19 protein-coding genes, 4 tRNA genes and 1 pseudogene are annotated in these 18,682 nt (G+C 70.8%); 3 read left to right on the forward strand and 21 right to left on the reverse strand.

Annotated features, from left to right (window positions below; translation table 11 throughout):
- Positions 1 to 268: 268 nt before the first annotated feature.
- The 17 genes and pseudogenes from rplL to ACTFTM_RS28760 all read right to left on the reverse strand — a co-directional run bounded on the left by rplL (position 269) and on the right by ACTFTM_RS28760 (position 11,411).
- On the reverse strand, positions 269 to 655 hold the full coding sequence (gene rplL / locus ACTFTM_RS28680; RefSeq protein WP_355242181.1) for a 50S ribosomal protein L7/L12: 387 nt from the start codon (positions 653 to 655) through the stop codon (positions 269 to 271).
- A gap of 54 nt (positions 656 to 709) precedes the next feature.
- Positions 710 to 1,255 (reverse strand): 50S ribosomal protein L10, encoded by a 546-nt coding sequence (gene rplJ, locus ACTFTM_RS28685; RefSeq protein ID WP_449563453.1) that lies wholly within the window; start codon positions 1,253 to 1,255, stop codon positions 710 to 712.
- Positions 1,256 to 1,579: 324 nt separating this feature from the next.
- Positions 1,580 to 2,269 (reverse strand): hypothetical protein, encoded by a 690-nt coding sequence (locus ACTFTM_RS28690; protein WP_449563454.1) that lies wholly within the window; start codon positions 2,267 to 2,269, stop codon positions 1,580 to 1,582.
- Positions 2,266 to 3,132 carry an ABC transporter ATP-binding protein gene (locus ACTFTM_RS28695; protein ID WP_449563455.1) on the reverse strand — a complete coding sequence of 289 codons (867 nt, stop codon included), beginning with the start codon at positions 3,130 to 3,132 and terminating at the stop codon, positions 2,266 to 2,268. The genes ACTFTM_RS28690 and ACTFTM_RS28695 overlap by 4 nt, the downstream gene beginning before the upstream one ends.
- A gap of 80 nt (positions 3,133 to 3,212) precedes the next feature.
- Entirely contained in the window at positions 3,213 to 3,929 is a 717-nt protein-coding gene (gene rplA / locus ACTFTM_RS28700) for a 50S ribosomal protein L1 (protein WP_355053306.1), read from the reverse strand.
- A 79-nt stretch (positions 3,930 to 4,008) separates the two neighbouring features.
- Positions 4,009 to 4,440, reverse strand: a complete 432-nt coding sequence (rplK, locus tag ACTFTM_RS28705; RefSeq protein WP_449563456.1) for a 50S ribosomal protein L11 — start codon at positions 4,438 to 4,440, stop codon at positions 4,009 to 4,011.
- A gap of 188 nt (positions 4,441 to 4,628) precedes the next feature.
- Positions 4,629 to 5,351 (reverse strand): transcription termination/antitermination protein NusG, encoded by a 723-nt coding sequence (nusG, locus tag ACTFTM_RS28710; RefSeq protein WP_449563457.1) that lies wholly within the window; start codon positions 5,349 to 5,351, stop codon positions 4,629 to 4,631.
- Positions 5,352 to 5,390: 39 nt separating this feature from the next.
- Positions 5,391 to 5,783, reverse strand: a complete 393-nt coding sequence (gene secE, locus ACTFTM_RS28715) for a preprotein translocase subunit SecE (RefSeq protein ID WP_357134040.1) — start codon at positions 5,781 to 5,783, stop codon at positions 5,391 to 5,393.
- A 214-nt stretch (positions 5,784 to 5,997) separates the two neighbouring features.
- Positions 5,998 to 6,070, reverse strand: a tRNA-Trp gene (locus tag ACTFTM_RS28720).
- 153 nt (positions 6,071 to 6,223) lie between these two features.
- Positions 6,224 to 6,616: a MaoC family dehydratase gene (locus ACTFTM_RS28725; protein WP_422736975.1), complete on the reverse strand. Its 393-nt coding sequence runs from the start codon at positions 6,614 to 6,616 to the stop codon at positions 6,224 to 6,226.
- Position 6,617: 1 nt separating this feature from the next.
- On the reverse strand, positions 6,618 to 7,064 hold the full coding sequence (locus ACTFTM_RS28730) for an FAS1-like dehydratase domain-containing protein (RefSeq protein WP_449563458.1): 447 nt from the start codon (positions 7,062 to 7,064) through the stop codon (positions 6,618 to 6,620).
- A 126-nt stretch (positions 7,065 to 7,190) separates the two neighbouring features.
- Positions 7,191 to 7,358 (reverse strand): 50S ribosomal protein L33, encoded by a 168-nt coding sequence (gene rpmG / locus ACTFTM_RS28735; protein WP_007073056.1) that lies wholly within the window; start codon positions 7,356 to 7,358, stop codon positions 7,191 to 7,193.
- A gap of 132 nt (positions 7,359 to 7,490) precedes the next feature.
- Positions 7,491 to 7,563: transfer RNA gene (locus tag ACTFTM_RS28740), tRNA-Met, on the reverse strand.
- Positions 7,564 to 7,587: 24 nt separating this feature from the next.
- Positions 7,588 to 7,660 (reverse strand) — tRNA-Thr (locus ACTFTM_RS28745).
- 92 nt (positions 7,661 to 7,752) lie between these two features.
- A pseudogene (locus tag ACTFTM_RS28750) lies at positions 7,753 to 10,280 on the reverse strand (EAL domain-containing protein).
- A 50-nt stretch (positions 10,281 to 10,330) separates the two neighbouring features.
- Entirely contained in the window at positions 10,331 to 10,471 is a 141-nt protein-coding gene (locus tag ACTFTM_RS28755; protein WP_449563459.1) for a hypothetical protein, read from the reverse strand.
- Between the two features lie 856 nt (positions 10,472 to 11,327).
- Positions 11,328 to 11,411 (reverse strand) — tRNA-Tyr (locus ACTFTM_RS28760).
- 148 nt (positions 11,412 to 11,559) lie between these two features.
- On the opposite strand from ACTFTM_RS28760, the gene ACTFTM_RS28765 reads away from it, so the two are divergent.
- Complete coding sequence (locus ACTFTM_RS28765) at positions 11,560 to 12,054, forward strand: YajQ family cyclic di-GMP-binding protein (RefSeq protein WP_449563460.1); 495 nt, start codon at positions 11,560 to 11,562, stop codon at positions 12,052 to 12,054.
- A 19-nt stretch (positions 12,055 to 12,073) separates the two neighbouring features.
- Here the strand turns inward: ACTFTM_RS28765 and ACTFTM_RS28770 are convergent, their stop codons facing one another.
- Entirely contained in the window at positions 12,074 to 12,601 is a 528-nt protein-coding gene (locus tag ACTFTM_RS28770; protein ID WP_449563461.1) for a dihydrofolate reductase family protein, read from the reverse strand.
- Between the two features lie 68 nt (positions 12,602 to 12,669).
- Complete coding sequence (locus ACTFTM_RS28775; protein WP_449563462.1) at positions 12,670 to 13,929, reverse strand: MFS transporter; 1,260 nt, start codon at positions 13,927 to 13,929, stop codon at positions 12,670 to 12,672.
- 191 nt (positions 13,930 to 14,120) lie between these two features.
- Between ACTFTM_RS28775 and ACTFTM_RS28780 the strand changes: the two genes are divergently transcribed.
- Together ACTFTM_RS28780 and ACTFTM_RS28785 are read left to right on the forward strand one after the other, a co-directional pair.
- Positions 14,121 to 14,963, forward strand: coding sequence for a DUF6065 family protein (locus tag ACTFTM_RS28780; protein WP_449563463.1), 843 nt, complete (start codon positions 14,121 to 14,123; stop codon positions 14,961 to 14,963).
- Positions 14,963 to 16,156, forward strand: coding sequence for a hypothetical protein (locus ACTFTM_RS28785; protein WP_449563464.1), 1,194 nt, complete (start codon positions 14,963 to 14,965; stop codon positions 16,154 to 16,156). The genes ACTFTM_RS28780 and ACTFTM_RS28785 overlap by 1 nt, the downstream gene beginning before the upstream one ends.
- 60 nt (positions 16,157 to 16,216) lie before the next feature.
- Here the strand turns inward: ACTFTM_RS28785 and htpX are convergent, their stop codons facing one another.
- Together htpX and ACTFTM_RS28795 are read right to left on the reverse strand one after the other, a co-directional pair.
- Positions 16,217 to 17,092, reverse strand: a complete 876-nt coding sequence (gene htpX, locus ACTFTM_RS28790; protein ID WP_449563465.1) for a zinc metalloprotease HtpX — start codon at positions 17,090 to 17,092, stop codon at positions 16,217 to 16,219.
- A gap of 103 nt (positions 17,093 to 17,195) precedes the next feature.
- Entirely contained in the window at positions 17,196 to 18,677 is a 1,482-nt protein-coding gene (locus tag ACTFTM_RS28795) for an NADH-quinone oxidoreductase subunit N (RefSeq protein WP_449563466.1), read from the reverse strand.
- Between the last annotated feature and the right edge of the window lie 5 nt (positions 18,678 to 18,682).

The following is an 18,682-nucleotide window of genomic DNA, read 5'->3' on the forward strand; positions in this document are numbered from 1 at the left end:
GCAAGCGCGGTGTCTTGCTGCAGTCAGGGTGCCTGGCAGGCCGGGGCCGCGTCAAGGGCCGGTATCCGGGTCGTCGGTTCTTTCCCACCTGAGGGCAATCCGGTCGCCCGTGTGGGTGGTCCGTCACCAAGCCATCACTGCCCAGCTCAGGACGGTTGTCACCCGTTCCGCGAAACACGGCGGGCGGTGATCCGTGTCGGATCACCGCCCGCCGCGACGCGACCGTGTCCCAGCTCACCGAGCCGGGTACGCGCAGGTGGAGCTCAGGTCACTTGAGGGTGACCTTGGCGCCCTCACCCTCGAGCTTGGCCTTCGCCTTCTCGGCGGTCTCCTTGTTGACCTTCTCCAGGATGGCCTTCGGCGCGGACTCAACCGCGTCCTTGGCCTCCTTGAGGCCCAGGCCGGTCAGCTCACGCACGACCTTGATGACCTGGATCTTCTTGCCGCCATCAGCCTCGAGGATGACGTCGAACTCGTCCTTCTCCTCCTCGACCGGAGCCGCGGTGGCACCGCCGCCGCCACCCTGGGCGATCGCGACCGGAGCCGCAGCGGTGACCTCGAAGGTGTCCTCGAACTGCTTCACGAACTCGGAGAGCTCGATCAGCGTCATCTCCTTGAACGCGTCGAGCAGCTCGTCGGTGCTGAGCTTCGCCATGTCTGGCGTCCTTTCCTGTTTCTGTTAAGTAAGAACTGGTGCGCCGTGGGGGCCTCAGGCCGCCTCGGCGCCCTCCTTCTCGCGCTTCTCCTGCAGGGCAGCCGCCAGACGGGCGGTCTTCGACAGCGGGGCCTGGAACAGGGCCGCGGCCTTGCTCAGGTTGCCCTTCATCGCGCCGGCCAGCTTGGCCAGCAGCACCTCGCGGGACTCCAGGTCGGCGAGCTTCGTGACCTCGGCCGCGGAAATGGCCTTGCCCTCGAAGACACCGCCCTTGATGACGAGCTTCGGGTTGGCCTTCGCGAAGTCGCGAAGCCCCTTCGCCGCCTCGACGACGTCGCCCGAAACGAAAGTCAGCGCGGTAGGACCGGTGAACAGCTCGTCGAGGCCGGTGATGCCCGCGTCCGTCGCGGCACGCTTCGCCAGCGTGTTCTTCGCGACCGTGTAGCTGGTCTCGGCACCGAGCGAGCGCCGCAGCTGGGTGAGCTGGGAAACCGTCAGACCGCGGTACTCGGTCAGCACGGTGGCGCCCGCGCTACGGAAGCTCTCGGTCAGCTCAGCGACGGCCGTGGCCTTGTCGGCTCGGATCGGCTTGTCCGCCATGTCCCTCCTCTCTCGTTACTCGAGGCTGGTCCCCGACACGGCCGAAGCCGGAGCGGGGGCGGAGGCAGCACGACAACGAAAAGCCCCGGCGCAGGGCGCACGGGGCGAGGGCCGGCGGGAAGTCACGGTCGGCGGACCATGCTCACTGCCGAGTTACGCTTGCCGCCCTACGCGGGTCGCCCGTTGTCGCGGGACCTTCGACCGTGCCGGAGCACGGTGACCAGCGGTCTCTGGGTGGTTCCTCATCCATGAGAACACGGATGACGTCTGAAGCGTACGCGCCCGCACGACCAGCGCCAAATCGTCCCCGGTGAGCGGGGTCACTCAGCCCTGGGCCCGCCGCCGCCAGAGGTAGCCGACGGTGACCGCCGCGCTCCACACCAGGGCCCAGGCCGTGAGCCCGAGCAGGGTCAGCGCGGCGGCGTCACCCGCGGTCGTCCGGGCGGTGGCCATGATCGGCGGTACCAGCCAGGGCGCGACCGACCCACGCAGGCCGAGCGCCACCGCGCCGACACCGCCGAGGGCCAGCACCGCGACGCCGTACGCGGCGCCGCCCACCGACGCCCGGCTGGCCAGCGCGCCAAGAGCAACCGCCGCGGGTACGGCCAGCAGGTGCGCCCACAGCCCCAGCGCGATGCCGACCGGCACCGACCGGTCCCCCGGCTCGACCGGACCGGTGACCCCACCCACCAGCCACGGAAAGAGCAGCGCGACAGCCACCGCGACCAGGGCCGCCACGCCGGCCGCCAGGAGACCGGCCAGACGCTCCCGGGCCACCCCGACGGTCACCTGGGCCAGCCGACGCTGCACGTCCGGCTCGATGTCCAGCAGGATCCTGGTCTGCCAGGCGAGCACCGGGAAGAGCACCACCGCCGAGACCCCGTACGCCTCCGCCGGCTGGGACCGGCCGCCGCCGTAGAGCGTGCCGAGCACGACGAGGCCCGCGAGCAGGGGCGCCAACGCCCGTCCGGTACGCAGGAAACCGGCCAGCCGCATCCGCACCAGCGCGCTCACCGGCCCTCCCCCGTGCCGGGCTCCACCAGCGCGTCGGCCGTTCCCGGCCGCGCCTTCGAGGCCGACGGGGTCGGCGGGGCCGTCGAGGCCGACGGGGTGGGCGGGTGCGCCTGGGGTGGGGCGGTGGAGGCGTCGGTGCGTACCCGAAGAATCTGGTGACCCTCGGCCCGCAGGCGGGCGACGGCGCCGGCGACCCGCGCGGCCGGCACCGCGACCTCGACCACCGCGATCGCCTCCTCGTCGGCGGGCGCGGTCTCCTCGGTCAGCGCGCCGGCGGCCACCGACCAGCGGCGCGCGGCCGGCAACCGGATCGTCTCCCCCCGGTGGTCACTGACCAGGACCGTGCCCCCGTCGGCCAGCACCTCGTCGATCAGCACGGGAACCAGTTCGCGGGTCGCGGCGTCCAGGCCCTCCCACGGCTCGTCGAGCACCAGCAGACCCGGCGTCCGCAGCATGGCCTGGGCGAGACCGACCTTCTGCGCGGTGCCCTTGGACAGCTCCGGGAGCCGCACCGAGCGGAACGCGTCAAGTCCGAGCCGCTGCATCCAGGTCGTCACCGCCTCGTCGGCGGCCGAGCGCCCCAGCCCGGCCGCGCGGGCCATGCCGGTCAGATAGCGGGACACGGTGAAGGGCTGGTCGGCCGGGAAGCGTTCCGGCACCCAACCCACCCGGGCCGGCCGGTCGACGACCCGACCCCGGGCCGGCCGCAACACCCCGGCGGCCACCTGGAGCAGGGTGGACTTGCCCACCCCGTTGCGGCCCAGGACGACCGCCACCTCCCCCGGACCGATCCGGGCGTCCACGTCCCGCAGCACCCACGGACCTCGCCGGTGGTACCGCAACCAGACGTTCTCCAGCCGCATGCGGTCGAGCTTGCCACACCCGGAACGCGCCGGGGCGCCGCCACGGTCGTGGCGGCGCCCCGGTGGAGCGATGCGTCGGCTCAGGCGTCGGCCGAGTCCTCGGTCAGGTTCTTCACCAGGTTCGGGTCGACCGGAACGCCCGGACCCATCGTGGTGGTGAGGATGACCTTGCGGAGGTACTTGCCCTTGGCCGCGGACGGCTTGGCCCGCAGCACCTCGTCGAGCACCGCGGCGTAGTTGTCCACCAGCTGGCTCTCCGAGAAGGAGGCCTTGCCGATGATCAGGTGCAGGTTGGAGTGCTTGTCCACCCGGAAGGTGATCTTGCCGCCCTTGATGTCCTGCACCGCCTTGGTGACGTCCATGGTCACCGTGCCGGTCTTCGGGTTCGGCATGAGACCGCGCGGGCCCAGGATCCGCGCGATCCGGCCGATCTTGGCCATCTGGTCCGGCGTGGCGATCGCCGCGTCGAAGTCGAGCCAACCACCCTGGATGCGGGCGACCAGCTCGTCGGTGCCCACCTCGTCCGCACCCGCCGCGGCGGCCTCCTCGGCCTTCGCGCCGCTGGCGAAGACGATCACGCGGGCGGTCTTACCGGTGCCGTGCGGCAGGTTGACCACACCGCGGACCATCTGGTCCGCCTTGCGGGGGTCGACGCCGAGGCGCATGGCGACCTCGACCGTGGCGTCGAACTTGACGTTGGTGGTCTCCTTGGCCAGCTTCACGGCCTCGGCGGGGGTGTAGAGCTTCGACCGGTCGATGACGTCGGCGGCCTTGCGGTAGCTCTTGCTGCGCTGCATTGCTGATTACTCCTGTGGTCTCTGGCGGGCCGCTCGGCGCGAGCCCTCCCACGATCGGGTCGTCGGCGGAAGCCGAACGTCAGTCGTTGACGGTGATGCCCATCGACCGGGCAGTGCCGGCGATGATCCGCTCGGCCTGGTCCAGGTCGTTGGCGTTGAGGTCGGCCATCTTCTTCTCGGCGATCTCCCGCACCTGGCTGCGGCTGACCGAGCCCACCTTGGTGGCCTGCGGAACGCCCGAGCCCTTCGGGACACCGGCGGCCTTGAGCAGCAGCCGGGCGGCGGGCGGAGTCTTCAGCACGAAGGTGAAGGACCGGTCCTCGTACACGCTGATCTCGGCGGGGACGATGTCGCCCCGCTGGGACTCGGTCTGCGAGTTGTAGGACTTGCAGAATTCCATGATGTTCACGCCGTGCTGACCGAGCGCGGGGCCGACCGGCGGCGCCGGCGTGGCCTGGCCCGCCGGCAGCTGAAGCGTGAACGTCTTGACGAGCTTCTTCTTCGGAGGCATGTCACTTCCTGGGGCTTGGAGCTGGGAAAATGCGGCCGTCGCCGCCGCGGCGGGGCGCGCACGGTCAGCGCGGTGCGACAGCGGCGACGTTCAAGAGTAGCGCAGGCCGCAGCCCGCTCGTCCGCCGAGGTCGAGCGGGAGGGCGTACGCCGACGTCGGCGGCGGGCAGGGCCCGCCGCCGACGACCGTCAGATCTTGGCGACCTGGTTGAAGTTGAGCTCCACCGGGGTCTCCCGGCCGAAGATCGACACCAGCACCTTGAGCTTCTGCTGGTCGGCGTTGATCTCACTGATCGTGGCCGGCAGCGAGGCGAACGCGCCGTCGGTGACGGTGACCGAGTCACCGACCTCGAAGTCGAGGACCTTGATCTCCGGCTTCGCCTTCTTCTGCTCGGTCTCGACAGCCGGCGCCAGCCACTTCAGCACCTCGTCGAGCGACAGCGGCGCGGGCCGGTCGGCCCGGTCGGTCGCGCCGACGAAGCCGGTCACACCCGGGGTGTTGCGGACACACGAGTAGGACTCGGCCGTCAGCTCCATCCGGACCAGGATGTAACCGGGGAAGACCTTGGCCTGGACCTGCGAACGCTTACCGTTCTTGACCTCGACCTCTTCCCGGGTCGGCACCTCGACCTGGTAGATGAAGTCCTCCATGTCGAGGCTCGTGATCCGGGTCTCGAGGTTGGTCTTCACCTTGTTCTCGTAACCGGCGTACGAGTGCACCACGTACCAGTCGCCCGGCGCGTAACGCAGCTTCTGCCGCAGCTCGGCGACCGGGTCGTAGTCCTCGTCCGGCTCAGGCTCGGTGGTGGGGAACTCCGGCTCGCTGGCGGCCTCAACCGACTCGTCACCAGCCGCCGTCGCGACCGTGGACTGCTCGTCCACTTCTCCGGCGGTCTCGTCGTACTCAGGCACGCTCGCTCACTTCCGTCACTATCGGCTGGAGACAGCCGGTCAGTCCGAGTTGCCGAAGACGAACAACACGGCCTTGGCGAAGCCGTAGTCCAGCACGCCCACGATCGTCAGCATCACCGCGACGAACGTGACCACCACGGCGGTGTACGTCAGCAACTCCTTGCGGGTCGGCCAGATGACCTTACGCAGTTCGGCAACGACCTCGCGGAAAAACCGGGCGATGCGGCCGAACACGCCCACCCGACCGGTTTCCGACCTCGTGGTCGGCCGGCTGTCCGCCGATTCCGCCCGAGCGCGGGCCCGCGTCGCGGTGCCGCCCCGGGAGACCGGCTCGTCCGCGCCGGTGGCGTCGTCGTCGGCTACGTCGTCAACGATCTCGTCGTCGAGACGATCGTCGCCGGCGTCCTCGCCGCGCCGCTTGTTGTCGGCCACTTCGCCCTCCGTCGCGGGATCTCGGGTCGCACGCCGGGCGGCGTACGCGGCGCTGGTCACGCCGGCCGGACCCAACCGTCCCGCGACGGGCCGCGGCCGGTGGTCCGTCGCGGGAGCCCCGATTGCCTCGGAACCACCCCGCCGGTGCCACCACCACGGGCCGGACGCCGCCTTGTCGGCGGCGCGACCCACGGGAACGGTCAGGCCTGAGGCGCAGGGGTGACAGGACTTGAACCTGCAGCCTGCGGTTTTGGAGACCGCTGCTCTGCCAATTGAGCTACACCCCTGTGCGGCAACACTCGCCCCACGCGGTCACAGACGACCGAGCAGGGGTCACTTGCCCCACGGCGGACCAGTGTACGGGTAGGCGCCCGACTTTCCCAACCGGTCTCCCCGCCACGCGTGGCGAAGCCGCCTCAGCACGCCGGCGCGGCCTCGGTTCAGCGTGTCGTGCGGATGACCGCGCGCGCCTGCGACAGCACCTTGTCGCCCAGGCAGGTCGCGGTCACGTCGAGCCGGGTGAGGCCGTCCTCGGTCACCTCGCGGACCCGTGCGGTCACCTCGATCTCGGTCCCCTGGTCGTCGTCGGGAACCACCACCGGCCGGGTGAACCGGACGCCGTACTCGACCACCGCGTCGGGCGCGCCGGCCCACTCGGTGACCGCACGGCCGACCAGCGCCATCGTGAACATGCCGTGCGCGATGACCCCGGGCAGCCCCACCTTCGTGGCGACCCGGTCGCTCCAGTGGATCGGGTTGAAGTCACCCGAGGCGCCGGCGTAGCGGATCAGGTCCGCCCGGGTCACCCGGAACGTCTTGGTTGGCAGTTCCATCTCAGGCCTCTCCACGGATGACGTACCGGGCCCAGACGGCGACCACCGGCTCCCCGGCGACGGTGCTCACGTCCGTACGGGTGGTCAGAAGGCCGTGCCCGCCCCGGTTGGTGACCTCTTCGATGGTGTTGGTGCAGACCAGCTCGTCGCCCGCGACCACCGGCCGCGTGTACGCGAACCGCTGGTCGCCGTGGACCAGCCGGCTGTAGTCGACGCCCAGGTCCGGGTCCTCGATGATCTGAGCGGTAGCGGCCATGGTGACGATCACCGGGAACGTCGGCGGGGCGACCACGTCCGGGTGGCCCAGGGCCTGCGCCGCGGCCGGGTCGTGGTGAGCCGCGTCGGTGGCGCCGATGGCCGTGGCGAACTCACGGATCTTTTCTCGGCCCACCTGGTAGGGGGCGGTCGGCGGATACGTCCGGCCGACGAAGGAAGGGTCCAGGGACATGCCGCGAACCTACACGGAAAGCACAACCGCCGATCTGGCCGGCAGGCTGCGGCAATGCCGCGCCCGACCGGTCAGATCGGCGGTTGGGAAGGCTTCGACGACGGCCGGCGTGATGCCGGCCGGCGGTCAGCGGGTCTCGCGGTGAACCGTGTGCCGGCCGTCGCGCGGGCAGAACTTCTTCAGCTCGATGCGGTCGGGGTCGTTCCGGCGGTTCTTGCGCGTGATGTAGTTGCGCTCCTTGCACTCCACACACGCCAAAGTGATCTTCGGCCGGACATCGGTAGCCTTCGCCACGGCGGAGTGCCTTCCTCGCTAACGGAAACAACTACGACGCGTCAGCCTAGACGCTGACTGCGCGGACATGCAAAGTGGGCGCCAGTGGCGCCCATCTCAACGACCACCGGGAACCAGCCCGGAAGACGAGAGTAGCGGTGGCCGGACTTGAACCGGCGACACAGCGATTATGAGCCGCTTGCTCTGCCATCTGAGCTACACCGCCGCGGTGGGTCCAGCTGAACCCTCGAGCCCCCTTACGGAATCGAACCGTAGACCTTCTCCTTACCATGGAGACGCTCTGCCGACTGAGCTAAGGGGGCCTGCGCGATCTCCCCGTGGGGCGCGCAGAAGTAGAATACACGGCAGGGGTCAGCAGGTGAAATCGGATCCCCGGTGCCCGCATATGCCCAGGTCAGGGCACCACACGCAGGCGGGGAAGCTCTCCGCTGGAGATCGTCTCCGGGTCCACCTGAGCGCCGAACCAGGCGGCCAGTCGCTCGTACGGCAGCGGCCGGCTGAACAGGAAGCCCTGACCGATCTCGCACCCGATGTCCTGGAGAAGCTCCAGGGTCAGTTCGCTCTCGACCCCCTCGGCGACCACGGCCAGGCCGAACTGCTGGGAGAGCGTCACCACCGCGTTGACGATCGCCAGGTCCCCCGGGTCCGTGGCCATGCCCTGCACGAAGGAGCGGTCCACCTTCACCTCGTGCACCGGCAACCGGCGCAGGTGAGCCAGGGACGAGTCACCGGTGCCGAAGTCGTCCACCGACAGCCGGACGCCGAGGTCGCGGAGCCGCCGCAGCGTCGGGATGGGCCGGTCCGTGCCGTCCAGGACACCCGACTCGGTGATCTCCAGGGTGAGGCGCTGCGCCGGCACCCCGTACTCGGTCAGCAGCTCCTGCACCCGGTCCGGGAAGTGCTGGTCGGTGAGCGTGCGGGCGGCGAGGTTCACGGCGATGGGCAGCGGCTGGTCGGCCTCGGCCCAGTCCCGGCTGCGCCGCAGCCCCTCGCGGAGCACCACCTCGGTGAGCCGGCTCAACTGGCCGGTGTGCGCGGCCACCGCCACGAAGTCCTCGGGGGCGACCGTGCCGTGCGTCGGATGCTCCCAGCGGGCCAGACACTCGACACCGACCAGACGCCGGTCCCGCAAGGTCACCTTGGGCTGGAAGTAGACCTCCAGCTCGCCCTGGTCCAACGCCTGGCGCAGGTCACCGGCGAGACCCAACCGGCGCAACGACCGGGACTCCAGGCCCGGGTTGAACAACTGCACGCTGCCCGGCACCGACTTGGCGGCGTTCGCCGCCAGGTCGACCCGCAGCAGCAGGGTCGCGGCATCGCTGCCATGATCCGGGTGTACGGCCACCCCGACGGCGGTGTTCACGTCGAGCGTGAGCGCGTCGAAGACCATCTCGTCGCGGATCTGGTCGCGCAACTGTTCGGCAAGTTCGAGTGCCGCCTCGGCGCTTTCCAATCGGAGAGTCACGAGAAATTCGTCCCCGCTGGGCCGGCCCACCAGGGCCGAGGACGGCGCGCTGGCGCGGAGCCGGTTGGCGACCTCGACGAGCACCTTGTCGCCAGCAGCGTGGCCAAGCGACTCGTTGACCTGGCGCAACCCGTCGACGTCGAAGAGCAGCAGGGCCACCACTTCACCGGGTGCGCGGATCCTGACCGACTCCTCCAGAGCCTCGGTGACCCGCCGTCGGTTGGGTAGCCGGGTCAACGCGTCGTGGTAGGCGTCGTGCCGCAGCCGGTCGACCAGCCGGGAATTCTCCAGAGCCACCGCCGCGTGGGCGGCAACCGTCTCGAACAGCGGAATGTCGTTACGAACGAAGTAGTTGCTGTCCCCGAGCCGGTTCGCCACCTCGAGGGTGCCGATGATCGCGTGACCGGACCGCAGGGGAAGCACGATGACGTCCTTGACGCGCTGCGCGGACAACTCTCCCCGCATCTCGGCATCCGTGGTGACGCCACGTCCGACCGCTACGACGCGGCCCTCGTCCCGGGCCCGTCTTCTGAGGACTGCAGGGGTGTTGGCGAGGTCGAGCAGACCGGGGTCGTCGTTCCGTGCCGTCAACAGCACCTCCGGATGCCGGCCCTGAGCCGGCAACCAGAGCGTCGCGTACTCCGCCTGCATCAACGCGCGCACCCCCCCAGTAGCGCGTCGGCCAAGGTCCCGTCCTGGCCGCTCTCGGCCACCGCTCGACTCAGCTCGTACAGGTCGGCGAGGGTGCGGTGCTGCCGGAAGAACTGCGCGTAAGCCCGGTACACGATGGCCAACGCCCCGACGAGAGCGGCCAGCAGCAGAAGTGACCACCAGGTCACCGCGATAAGAATGAGGACGACCAGGCCACTGGCGATGTTGATGGCGGCGGTGAGCAACGCCGGCGGGCATCTCCGGATGGTCTCCCAGCCCACCTGCCATCCCTGCAGGAGGGTATGGACCCCGGCAACGGAGAGGATGCTCACCAGGTTGACCATGCTGGCCGCCACGAAGAGCGTCAGCCAGGTGCCCGGACCGACCCCGTGCACGGGTGGCAGTGCCTGCAACACCAGGACCGCCAGTGACGATCCCACCGCCGCTCTGGCGACGTTGAACCAGAATTTCGTCGCGCCGAAGCGGTGCCTGAGGTGCGTGATGACGGCCGCGAGGGTGTAGATGAAGACCACGGTGAGTGGCTGGACCAGGTAGAAAGCCAGGACCAGCGGGATCTCGGTGAGGGTCACGCCGGTGGCTTGACGCCGGACCGAGAAGTTCCGTACCGGAAGCCCGGCGGCAACCATGCCGACCAGCAGGGCACCCGCGAGGGGCCAGTCTCCCACGGGCTCCGGGGCAACCAGGCCGACGACGGTGGAGCAGATGACAGCCAGGATCGCCATGGGCCCGGTGATGAACCAGGCACGTTCGTTGGAGCGGGGGCCCGTGCGGCCACTACCCGCCATGCAACGCCCCCTCGCCCGCCCCGCTGCCTACATCACGAAGATCGTGGTACTCACTGAGCTGGGGGCATGTTCCAGATGAAGTCCGCCGTGTACATGTGGCCGTCCACGCCGTCACTGACGAAGACGCCGGCGGCGATAGCAGTAAGCACCAGGAACGAGCCAAGCAGCCGGCCCAGCGTTCGACCAGACATTTTTGCTCCTGTCGGGGAAGTGTCACGGGGATGGTGGAGGTTCCACGATCGTGCCACACGGTCCGTACGCAGAAAAGCGGTCGGAGCAGGACCGGGCCGAGCGTTGACCACTTGCCGCCCTTCGGACAACTCCCTGTGCCGCACTGGGCCAGATCAGAGCCCACTTCGCATACTCGAGCGCCTTCACCCTGTGCTTGATACGACCATCAACGCATTTCACCCGGATGCGCTACGCCCCACCGGCCCGCTACCCGCGGTTACTCCCCGCTACCACTCCTCGATCTGGCAGCCACTCGGCGGCGGCAACACATCGACCACCATACCCGCTCAGCGCACGGACACAAGTCGTCTACACCGGACAAGTCGTGCCGTCCGAATGGCACAACTGGTTACCGGCCCGTAGCTACCGGTGGCGCCGCGGGTCGCAGAGAACCGCCGGCCACCGTCAAGCCGGGTCCAACCCTCAGCGGTCGTCGAGCACGTCTCCGGCCAAGCCTCCCCACGTCCCCCTGGGCGGACAGCGGCCGCGCTGCCCGGACAACGCGACCTCGATCCGGCAGAACGGCGGCTGCGGATCTGTGGGGACATCCCGGCGTGGTGACGGACCATGTACCGACGCTCAGCAGCGACCCCCGGCCCGTCCCCCGAAGGTGGCGACGACAGTAGCGATCATTCAACCGGCGCCACGCGCACGGGCCTGGGGACTGACGCCAGCGCTGCGTCTCAGCAAGCCCTTAGCAGCAAGATCGACCTGCCCACACCCAGTCGTCAACGGCTGGATTCAGCCGGACTCGGCTAGATCAACGACAACGGCCCCCGATCAGCATCTCTGCTGGTCAGGGGCCGTGTCTGCACCTGGTGGCGGGTAGAGGATTCGAACCTCTGTAGCTTTCGCGACGGATTTACAGTCCGCTCCCATTGGCCGCTCGGGCAACCCGCCAGGGCACCCCACCGCGTCGCAACGCGGCGGCGGAAGCAAGGATAGCGGCTCGCCCCGGGACCGGCGCAACCGGGTACCGTCAGGGGGTCGTGCCGCTGGTCGGCGGCCGACTGCACGTCCCAGACCGCCGGACAGCAGGAGCAGAAGCATGCCAGCGAACCCGTCTTTCGACATCGTGAGCAAGGTCGACCGCCAGGAGGTCGACAACGCCCTCCGGCAGGCGGAGAAGGAGCTCTCGACGCGGTTCGACTTCCGCGGCACGGGCGCGGAGATCTCCTGGTCGGGTGAGGAGGCGATCGGCCTTCAGGCGGAGACCGAGGAGCGGGTCCGCGCCGCGCTGGACGTCTTCAAGGAGAAGTTGGTCAAGCGGAACATCTCGTTGAAGTCGCTGGACGCGGGTGAGGCGCGCCCGTCCGGCAAGGTGTTCAAGATCGACTGCAAGGTGATCCAGGGCATCGAGGCGGACAAGGCCAAGGCGATCAGCAAGAAGATCCGCGACGAGGGCCCGAAGGGCGTCCAGGCGCAGATCCAGGGCGACCAGCTGCGCGTCACCGGCAAGAAGCGGGACGACCTCCAGGCGGTCATCGCGCTGCTCAAGGGTGAGGACTTCGGCGTCGCCCTCCAGTTCACGAACTACCGGTAGGCGCGGGGCCGCCGATCCGTCAGCGGTCGACGCGGTACCAGTGGGCCGTCTCGCCGGGGATCGGCGTCAGCCGGACGCGGGCGCCACCCGGGTCGTCGAGGATGCGTACGCCGTCGCCGAGCAGCACGGGCGCGAAGAAGATGAGGACCTCGTCGAGCAGGCCTGCGCGTAGGCACTGCTTGGCGACGTCCGCGCCGAGCACGTTGACGTACCTGTCGCCGGCGGCCTCCTTGGCCTGCGCGACGGCAACGTGCAGGTCGTCGGCGAAGGTGACGCCCTCGGGCGGGTCGTCGGGTGGACGGTGGGTCAGGACGACCACCGGCCCGTGGTACCGGCCGCCGAAGGCGCCCTCGCTGTCGGTGCCGCGATTCGGGTCGTCGCCGCCGTAGGTGCGGTTGCCGGCGAGGATCGCGCCGATGTCGGCCAGCAGACGGTCGGCGGTCGGGTTGTCGCCGGTGAGGTGTTCGGTCAGCCAGGACATGTCTCCGCCGGGGCCGGCGATGTAGCCGTCGAGTGACGCGGTCGCCGAGTAAAGCAGCTTGGCCATGGTTTCCCCTCTCGCCGACGCTCAGTCTGGTGCACGGCACCGACAATCGCCGGCGACGACGGAGGGGCTCAGGCCGGGATGGGCTCGTCGGCGCGTACCGCCTGGTTTTCCGCGCGGGCGATGGGCCCGGCGGGCAGCGCGGCGACCGCAGCCCCGACGGCCACCGCCGCGCCCGCGAAGACGAAGGCCCAGGGCACGCCGCCGGCGTGGTCCACGATCAGGCCGGCCACCGCGCCGCCGGCGGCGCTCGCCGCCACGGCCACGGTGACCACCCAGGTGTACGCCTCGTTCAGCATGCCCGCCGGGGCGATCCGGCCGACCAGGGTGTTCTCCAGGGTCAGTGCCGGGGCGATGGTGGCCCCGCCGACGACCAGGGCGACGCCCAGCGCCAGCGGCGTGGGCATCACGGCGAACACCAGGAACGTGCCGGCCAGCGCGGCGAGCAGCAGGGCGAACTGGCGGGTCATGTTCGGCGAGGGCCGGCGTACGCCGAACCAGAAGCCGCCGATGGCACTGCCGACCCCCCAGACGGCGAGCAGCAGCCCGGCGAGGCTCTCCGGGTCGTCGGTGGTGGCGTTGCCGGCGTACGCCGGGACGATCACACCGGCGGCGCCGAACGCGATGCCCAGCCCGGCGACGCAGACAAGTAGGGCTCCGAAGCCGGCGACCCGTAGCGGACCGAGCCCCCGGGCGTGGTGTTCGCGGGGGTGGGGACGCCAGTCGCGCATCACCCGGCCGAGGGCTACGGCGGTGGTGCCGACCAGGGTGACGACCGCCGCCCCGATCAGCGCGGCCGCCGCGTCGGCGACCAGCACGAACCCCGCCACGAGCAGTGGTCCGAGCACGAACACGATCTCGAACAGCGAGGTCTCCGCCGCGAGGGCGGTGTTACGCAGGGCGTACCGGCCGGACGCGGGGCTGGTCAGGTCGTTCCAGGCGCCGCGGATGGCGGCGGTGAGCGGCGGGTACGTCGCGCCGGCGACGCCGGCCGTCAGGTAGATGGCGGCGAGGGCGTCGTCGCCCGCACGGCTGGCCAGCAGCAGCCCGATGAGCGCCAACGGGTGGGCCACGGCGGTGACCAGCAGCACCGGGCTCGGACCGACCCGGTCGGCTATCCGCCCGGCGATCGGGCTGAGCGCGGCGCCGGCTACGGCGTAGATGCCGCCCGCGACGGCGGCCAGTGCGTAGCGCCCGGTCACCTGCTCCACCACCAGCAGCAGCGCCAGCGGCGTCATGCCGATGCCCAGCCGCCCGACGATGCCGGTGACCAGCAGGATCGGCGCGCCGGGGATCCGCCAGACACCCAGGTACTGGCGCAGTGCGGCCACGGCAGACACCTCCGCTGGGACAGGTAACGGGTAGAAGCCCTGTCGACCCTAACTCGGGAGGTCAGACCGTGGATGGTCGATCCGCTCACAGCAGCGCGGAGGCTGGGACTGACCGAGCGGTCACAAAGGGGGTAGGTTGCTGATCGAATTGGGTCCATACGCCGGCACCGCACGATGAGGCAGGAGGTCCGATGTCCGGGACTACCACCGCACCTCTGCGAGTCGAGATCTATTCGCTGTACGGCGACGCCAAACCCAGTGAGGCCGCCTCACCCAGCCTGCGCGGCTCCCTGCCCGCCCGGGCCGTCCAACAGTGCCCGCCGGTCGCCGCCGCCTCGGGATTCGGCTGGTACGTCTATCCACCGGTCGACTTCGCGCTGCGCTGGGACGGGCAGGACACCGAGTGGACCCTGCTGACGGAGAACGAGCCGACCCAGTGGCGCTCACTCGCCGGCGGCTACGACGCCAAGCTGCCGCACGCGGCGGACCAGTTGCAGGCGGCGCCGGAGCAGTTCCACGACGACCTGGACATCTTCGACCGGTACGGCGCGAGCATTCCGTTCCTCGACGCCGACCCGCGCGCCACCAACACCGTCGAGATGGTCACCGGCGTGCTGGCCCGCACGTCCCCGGGTTGGTGCCTCATGGCGAGGAGTGTGCCGAACTGGCCCGACCAGCGCGGTCTCCAGCTCTACGAGGGCGTGGTGGAGACCGACTGGTACACCTCGCTGCTGCCCACCATCCTGCGCCTCACCGAGGTCGGGCAGGTGGTGCGCTTCTACCGGAACATCCCCCTGATGTGCCTGCAACCGGTGCACCGCTCGACGCTGCACGCCTTCCGCAACGCCGAACTGGTGACCGGTGAGGGGCTGCCGGCGTGGCCGGAGGACGTCTGGTCGGACTTCGTGGCGCTGCGCCGACGCCGCCAGGACCCGGAGATCCGCAGCAGCTACCGGCGGGAACAGTCCCGCCGAGCCCGGGAGAACGCCGCCTATCAGCCGATCGGGGTAGTGGAAGCGGATCAGACGCCCTGATGCCCGACACCGACGAGCAGCTCACGCCGTCCCCCGGGTACCGGGCGCTCTTCCGACATCCGGTCGCCTCCCGGCTGGTGATCGCCCGGGGCATCTCGGAGCTGGGTGACTTCGTGGGCCTTGCCGCTCTGCTGCTGCTCGCGTACGACCAGACGAACTCCGTCCTCGGCCCGGCTGCGGTCTACGCCGCGCGTACCCTGCCCGCCCTGCTGGTCGCCACCGTCTTCAGCGGCTGGCTGGACGTGCCGGCCCGCCGTACCCTGCTGGTCTGGCTGTCGGTGGCCGGCGCCGCGCTGATCGCCGTGCCCGCGGCGGTCCCCGAGCCGCTGCCGGCGATCGTGGCGGCCGGCCTGCTGGGCGCGGTGAGGGCCGCCTACGCGAGCGTCAACATCGCCGTCGTCGCCGAGGCCGTGGAGGCTCCGCTGCGGCTGCCGCTGTTCGGTCTCAGCGCCTTCGCCAATCAGGCGGGCCAGGTGGTCGGCCTGCTCGCGGGAGCCAGTCTGACGGTGGCTCTCGGCTCGCGGGTGGCGCTCCTGATCGACCTCGGGTCGTTCCTGGTCGCCGCGATGGTCCTGGCTGGACTGCCGAAGCGCCCCCACCGTTCACGCGGTCCGCGCCCACCGGCGACCGCGGGCGTCCGCATCATCGCCGGCCATCCCGTACTGAGGGGTGTCGCCCTGCTCACCCTGGCCACGATGCTGTCCGGCGCGTTGCCGGAGACCCTCGCCCCGGATCTGGCCGATGGGGCCTGGCGTCCCGCCGTGCTGGCGGCGTCAGCGCTGGGCGGTGCGGCCTTCGTGCTGGTGGTGGGCCGGTCCCGCTGGCTGGGCCGGCTGGCCGGGCAGGTGACCGTCGCCGCCGCGCTGGGCGGCGCGCTGTTGCTGTCCGGTGTCCTGGCCGCCGTCGACGCGCCGCTGTGGGCTCTGACGGTGGGCAACGCTTTGATCGGCGCGGGCGGCGGCTGGTTGATCGGCGCGCAGGCCACATTCGCCCGGTTGGCTCCTCTGGAACGGATGGGGCAGGTCGAGGCGACGATCGTCGCGGCGAACATCGTCACCTCGGGGATCGGCATCTTCCTGCTGGGTGGCGTGGCCGCCGTGCTCTCGCCCGCCGCGTCGTACCTGACGGCGGGCGTCGTCCTGCTCACCGTCGTGCTGCTGACCCGTCCGGACCGGCTGCCCGCACCGGACTGACCGCGAAACGACTCCACCCGCGTCCGTAGCCGGACGCGGGTGGAGTACGGGCTCAGCGGGTCAGCGCTGGAACTGCACCGGCCCGGAGTTGGCGGCCATCCGCTCCAGGCGGGCGACCCGGTCCTCCATCTTGGGGTGGGTGGAGAAGAGCGCGGCGATCGCGCCACCGGCGAACGGGTTGGCGATCATCAGGTGCGCGGTGCTGGTGAGCGTGCCCTGAGCCGGCAGCGGGCGTCGCCGGGCCACGGCGTCGATCTTGCGCAGGGCGCTGGCCAGGGCCAGCGGGTCCCGGCTCAGCTCGGCGCCCGACTGGTCCGCCTGGAACTCGCGGCTGCGGCTGATCGCCAACTGGATCACGGTGGCGGCGATCGGCCCGAGGATCAGGGTCAGCAGCAGCACGGCCGGGTTCGGCGAGTCCTCGTCGTCCCCGCCGCCCAGCGGGATGAACCAGGCGATGTTCGCCAGGAACGTGATGATGCCGGCCAGGCCGGCCGCGACGCTGGAGATCAGGATGTCCCGGTTGTAGACGTGGGACAGCTCGTGCCCGATCACACCGCGCAGCTCCCGGTAGTCCAGGACCTCGGTGATGCCCTGGGTCACGCAGACCGCCGCGTGCTGCGGGTTACGCCCCGTCGCGAACGCGTTCGGCTGGGCGGTCGGGCTCACGTACAGGCGGGGCATCGGCTGCCGGGCCTCGGTCGCCAACTCGCGCACCATGCGGTACAGCTCGGGGAACTGTGCCTCGCTGACCGGTTGCGCCCGCATCGAGCGCAGCGCGATCTTGTCCGAGAAGAAGTAGGAAATGCCGTTCATGACCAGTGAGATAAGGACGGCGATGACCAGGCCGCCACTGCCACCGAACCCGTAGCCCACCGCGAGGATCAGCGCGGTGAGCAGGCCGAGCAGCGCGGCGGTCTTCAGACGGTTGTGGTGCACGATCTCTCCTTCGGTGCGCGGATCGCCTCGATCCGCTGACCGGTACAACAACCCGATACCCGTCAACCATCCATCGGAACGCTGAGAGTTGACTGAGACCCGCTCAGCGGGCAGCGAGATCCAGCACGAGCTGCGGGGCGACGCCGAGCGCCACTGCGGCCACCGTGGTCACCGCCAGCACCACCGCCACCACACCCACCACGGGTACGGCCACCGCGCCGTCCCCGCGCGACGCGGGTGTCGGCGTCCACAGGCCGGCGGTGACCCGCAGGTAGTAGGCGAGCCCGAGCACCGCGTTCAGCGCCACCACCAGCGCCAACCAGGCCGCCCCGCCGTCCAGCAGCGACCGGACCACCGTCACCTTCGCGAACAACCCGGCCAGGCCCGGTGGCAGCCCCGCCAGACCCACCAGCGCGAGACCGAGCGCGGCACCCCGCCACGGGTGCCGGCGCGCAGCCCCGCGCAGGTCGTCAAGCGTGCCGCCGTCCGCCCCCACCGGGCGCAGCGCGGTCACCCCGGCGAACGCCGCCAGCTCCAGCACCACGAAGAACACGGCGTACGCCACCGCGGCGGCGTACGCGGCCGACCGCGCCTCGCCCGTGCGGCCCGCGGCCAGCGCCAGCGCGCCCAGCGGGGCGAGGATGTAACCGGCCTGCGCGACCGAGGACCAGGCGAGCAGCCGGACGGTACGCCGCTGGCGCAGCGCCACCAGGTTGCCGACGGTCATCGTGAGCACCGCCAGCAGGGCGAGCACCGGACCGGTCTGGTCCGCCGGCAGCGCCCGCTGCACGACGGCCAACACCGCCACCAGGCCGCCCAGCTTCGACGCCGTCGACAGGTACGCGGCCACCGGCAGCGGAGCGCCGTCGTAGGTGGCCGGCGCCCAGGCGTGGAACGGCACCGCCGCCACCTTGAAGGCCAGCCCGAGCAGCAGCAGCGCCACGGCGGCGGTGGTCAGCGGCAGGTCACGCAGCTCCGGCCGCTCGGCCAGCAGCGCGCCGACCCGATCGAGGTGCAGCCCGCCGGTCACCGCGTACAGCAGCGCCGCGCCCAGCAACGTCAGCGTGGTGGCCACCACGCTGACCACGAAGAACGTCACCGCCGCCTCGGCGCTGGCGAGGCTGCCCCGGCGCAGGCCGACCAACACGTACAGCGGCAGGGTCAGCGTCTCCAACGCCACGATCAAAGTGATCAGGTCGCCGGCCGCGCCGAGCACCACGCCGCCGGTCATCGAACAGGCGAGCAGGAAGGCGTACTCCCCCACCGGCGACCGACCGGCCCGCAGCGCCGGCACCGACAACCCGAGCACGCCCAGGGTGAGCAGCGCCACCACCGCGCCGACCAGGGCCGCCCGGCCGCCGAAGATCCACGAGCAGTCCGCGCCGGCGCAGAACGTCCGCCGCTCGCCACCCGCGCCGACCAGCGCCGAGGAGACGGCCGTGCCGAGCGCGCCGAGCGCGGCCACCGCGACCGTGGCGCGCGGCCGCGCCAGCGCCAGGTCGACCACCAGCACGAGTACGGCGGTGCCGGCGGCCAGGTACGCCGGCAGCAACGCCACGCTGTCCACGCTCTGCACGACGCTCATCGGTC

Source organism: Micromonospora sp. RB23, assembly GCF_053585025.1.